At 60.9% G+C, this 3,016-nt stretch carries 4 protein-coding genes; 1 reads left to right on the top strand and 3 read right to left on the bottom strand.

Features of this window, described 5'->3' with window-relative positions:
• Window positions 1–480 (bottom strand): FAD-binding oxidoreductase (locus JJE47_00865; GenBank protein ID MBK5265962.1); only part of this gene is annotated, 480 nt, incomplete at its 3' end.
• Between the two features lie 417 nt (window positions 481–897).
• Here JJE47_00865 and JJE47_00860 point away from each other — a divergent pair.
• Window positions 898–1,482 carry a hypothetical protein gene (locus tag JJE47_00860; protein ID MBK5265961.1) on the top strand — a complete coding sequence of 195 codons (585 nt, stop codon included), beginning with the start codon at window positions 898–900 and terminating at the stop codon, window positions 1,480–1,482.
• A 76-nt stretch (window positions 1,483–1,558) separates the two neighbouring features.
• On the opposite strand, the gene JJE47_00855 is transcribed toward JJE47_00860, so the two are convergent.
• On the bottom strand, window positions 1,559–2,245 hold the full coding sequence (locus JJE47_00855) for a hypothetical protein (GenBank protein MBK5265960.1): 687 nt from the start codon (window positions 2,243–2,245) through the stop codon (window positions 1,559–1,561).
• A gap of 16 nt (window positions 2,246–2,261) precedes the next feature.
• A complete protein-coding gene (locus JJE47_00850) occupies window positions 2,262–2,747 on the bottom strand; it encodes a PaaI family thioesterase (protein ID MBK5265959.1) in 486 nt (161 codons plus the stop codon).
• Between the last annotated feature and the right edge of the window lie 269 nt (window positions 2,748–3,016).

Below are 3,016 nucleotides of genomic sequence, written 5' to 3'. Positions count from 1 at the left end.
GGTGGCATCGACCGGATTCACCCGACCGTCGCCTTCCACATAGAAGCCGGCCAGCACGTCATCGGTTCGGGCCAGGGGAAACAAGGTGGCGACCTCGGTAGCCGAGATCTCCTGCACATCGACCCCGCAATGGCGGTTGAAGGCGGCCACCCGTCGGTACTCCTCAAGTCGGTCGGGTTCGGATGCCAGTTCGATGAAACCCACCGGATCGAATCCGGTCGCCAAACCGGTTTCGGCTTCCAGCCGGGCGTACAGGTCCCGGGTGTAGCGTCGCATCATGGTCGAGGTCTCGCTCGTCGACCCGAACGTGACCATCAGGCCGGCGGCATGCCAGGTGGTCCCCGAGGTGAGCTGGTCGCGCTCCAACAAGACAACATCGCGCCAGCCCAAATGAGCGAGGTGATAGGCGACCGACGCTCCAATGATCCCACCACCGACGATCACTACCTGGGCGCGCTCGGGAACGTTGTTGGCTGCCATAGCCGTCCAGCCTAGGTTCTCTCGATAGGACGTTGGCAGCCGGGAACAAGATTCCACTTAAACGAATCAGGGTCGAGCGCTGGCGCTCGACCCCGGTACGTTGGCGGTGGGGGAAACCGCTATTCCGCTGGGAACGAATAGCCGGACTGCTGACCCCCTGACCAGACAATCCACCCGCCGCGAGCCGTTTCGACTTAAGAGCAAAGGTACCTGCACCAGGTGACCAAACCGTGACCGCACTCTGAACAGGAAAAGAACTCTCAGAGACACACAGAACCGGACGTTAAGACCTGTCTTCCGGCCCAGGCTCGGCGCTCCGCTGACCGCCCGGCTCCCGTTGACATTGACTACTCCCCATGATTCTCTCGCAATTGATATTGCCCGGAACAATCCGGCCAGCACTAACGTCAAAGGTTTATGAAACGCTTTGCTTTATTGATCGCCGTTGCCGCAGTGGCGCTCGGCGCATGCGCCGGTGTCACAAATTCGCCGAACGACAGCCTGGCCGTCGTCACCAACCCGACGGACTCCGCCGGGACGACCGTCGTCACCTCCCCCGGGAGTGACACCACCCCGAATACAACCGGATCGTCGACGACCACGCAGCCCACCCCTGCCAGCAGCGACACAACCGTGCCCGATCGGACCGCCAGCACGTTGCCCGAACAAGTTCCACCCGAGGAGAACACCTTGCCAGACGGACCCGTCGACACGTCAGCCGTCCCCGCCGACCTCATGGCCAAGATCATGACGGACGCTTCAACTCGCAGCGGAGTGCCGGTTGGCGATATCTTCGCCGTCCGAGCTGAGCAGGCTTTGTGGAATGACGGAAGCCTCGGGTGCCCGCAACCAAACATGTCGTACACCCAGGCGCAGGTCGATGGCTACTGGGTCGTTCTGAAGGCTCAGGATCAACTCCTCGACTACCGGGCAAGCAAGAGCAGCTTCTTCGTGTTCTGCGACACTGCCTTCCCCGGCTCGGGCGGCGCACCGACCGGATAGCCCGGATCGTTACTCGAACAAGAAGAAGCGGGGCCCTTCTGGGCCCCGCTTCTTGTTGTCTCGTATCCGTGGTTGGTTAGGGCGTGAAGATCAAGTAATCAGTACTGTCCGTCGCTCCACCGCGGGCTCCGGTACCTCGATCACCGTTCGTGAACAACAACAGACCGGCTTCCGGAGTGTTACCGGGGCCCAAGCCGTAGTCGTACACAGCCAAACCAGCTGAATCATTCGTGAACGGAGCGATGTCGCTCGGCACCCCATAAAGGCCCTCGCCGAGGGGCGTGACCGTCAGGTCGAGGATTTCATCGCCAGGTCCTCCGAAGTAGAAGTCCTGCGCGACAACATCCATGTCCACGTTCGTCACCAACTTGTCGGTTCCCGTCAACCCAATCTGCTCACCACAGACCAGGAGCACAGTATTGCCCGTGTTCGTGGCATGCTCGGCAAAGAAGAACGCTGACGCGCCGCCGGTATTCAGGTTGACAGCCCAGGTCAGCTGTCGACCGTCGGCGATCGTGTTCAGACCCGATAAGTCACGGTTCAACACGAGGTAGTCGTCGATCCCGTCCTGGTTCGTGTCAAGCCAGACCTGGTGGGAGACCGGCAATAGGTGGCTTTGCTCCTCGTGCGTTGCGATTGCGAACGCCCAAATGAACGAATCCTGACCCGAACAGATGACGCCAGCCGGAACCGGGAACGTGTTAATTCCCACCGCTGCCAGATCTGGCGTTGGTGACTGACCGCCCTTCGGCCCTTCCGGCATGGGGACTCCCCTCCGGCTAATCGAAGCTGGCGAGGATCCGTTCCATCTCGGAGCGTTCGGCTTCTGGAAGACCAGCCATAATGTCGGCCGGAGCCTCGACGAACACCGCCGTCGCCTGAGCCAGTGGTTTATCGGGATCATCCGCGGCGGCCAGGCTGGCGGCCATCTCGACCAACCCGCGTGATCGCACCTGAGTGATCCACGCCTCTGCAACCAGGTCGATATTGGGTCGGATCGGTCGGCGATAGCGAGTCTCGAGTTTGGTCGTGAAATGCAGCTTCTTTTGGAAGCGGAGCAGACACCAGGCCATCGCCTCGTCGAACACGGTGGCGACGATGCCGCCATGTATGACGCCACCGGTGCCGGTGTAGTCATCACCGAGCCGAAACGAGGTGCGAACCCGGTCATCGACCTGTTCAAACGTCAGGTGTAATCCTTTGGGGTGGTCGGGACTGCACGCAAAACAGTTCCAAAACTCAAAGGGATCGAGAGGAATGCCCATGGCAGGGAGATTACCGCGCCCCCAAACGGAATGCGGCCCGCGGCGACGGTGCTGCCCGATTCAAAAGCCCCCTCACACCGTACGTCGCCTGCGGCCGTATCTTGGGACCAATGTACACCCCAAGGGCCCCCAGTTCCAGAAAAATCTGAAAACCACCGTCGACGAAATCCCCAAAGCGGGCGTCGGGTTCAATCGGCTATGCGCACGGTTCGATTCATCGCCCTGGTTGCAGGCTCGATGACGAAAGGTTCGTCGGACTCACCGCCGTC

This window comes from Acidimicrobiia bacterium, assembly GCA_016650365.1.
In the GTDB taxonomy this organism is placed as follows: Bacteria; Actinomycetota; Acidimicrobiia; order Spongiisociales; family JAENVV01; genus JAENVV01.
This window is presented reverse-complemented; position numbering and strand designations above follow the sequence as displayed.

Coding starts and splice junctions, on each gene's coding strand:
- JJE47_00860 (MBK5265961.1), top strand. CDS start 898: ATGAAACGCTTTGCTTTATTGATCGCCGTTGCCGCAGTGGCGCTCGGC.
- JJE47_00855 (MBK5265960.1), bottom strand. CDS start 2,245: ATGCCGGAAGGGCCGAAGGGCGGTCAGTCACCAACGCCAGATCTGGCA.
- JJE47_00850 (MBK5265959.1), bottom strand. CDS start 2,747: ATGGGCATTCCTCTCGATCCCTTTGAGTTTTGGAACTGTTTTGCGTGC.